Here is a 382-nt window from a genome sequence, read left to right on the forward strand (position 1 = left end):
CCCAGTGCGGGTCGTCGAACATCTGCGCCGGAGCGTCGACCGGGCCGCCGTAGCAGACCATGCCGATCGCGCCGACCGTGCACGCCGGAGGGGTGAACACCCCGGACGTGGCGTCGTAGTACGAGCCCTGGATCCAGCCGTGCCGCTCCAGGTACAGAGCAGCGCTGCGCAGCACCGTCGAGTGGGTGTCCGCCGACTCGTCGCCAGGCAGGTCCAGCCCTTGCAGGAGCTGCTGACCTTTCTCGGTCAGGTCGTAGCGGTCCTGCGAGGCGAGCGGGTCAGTCCCGGTCGAGGTCGCCGAGGCGATCCAGGACTGGAAGCGATCCGTGTCGGTCAGCATCTCGGTGAATGCCGAGGGCTCCGGGGTCGCGTTGTTCTGATT

At 68.3% G+C, this 382-nt stretch carries 1 protein-coding gene; it reads right to left on the reverse strand.

What is annotated here, in order from left to right; translation table 11 throughout:
- Nucleotides 1–382 (reverse strand): DUF6197 family protein (locus ADL15_RS54270; protein ID WP_449369304.1); only part of this gene is annotated, 382 nt, incomplete at both ends.

This window comes from Actinoplanes awajinensis subsp. mycoplanecinus, from assembly GCF_001509495.1.
Classification (GTDB): domain Bacteria; phylum Actinomycetota; class Actinomycetes; order Mycobacteriales; family Micromonosporaceae; genus Actinoplanes; species Actinoplanes palleronii.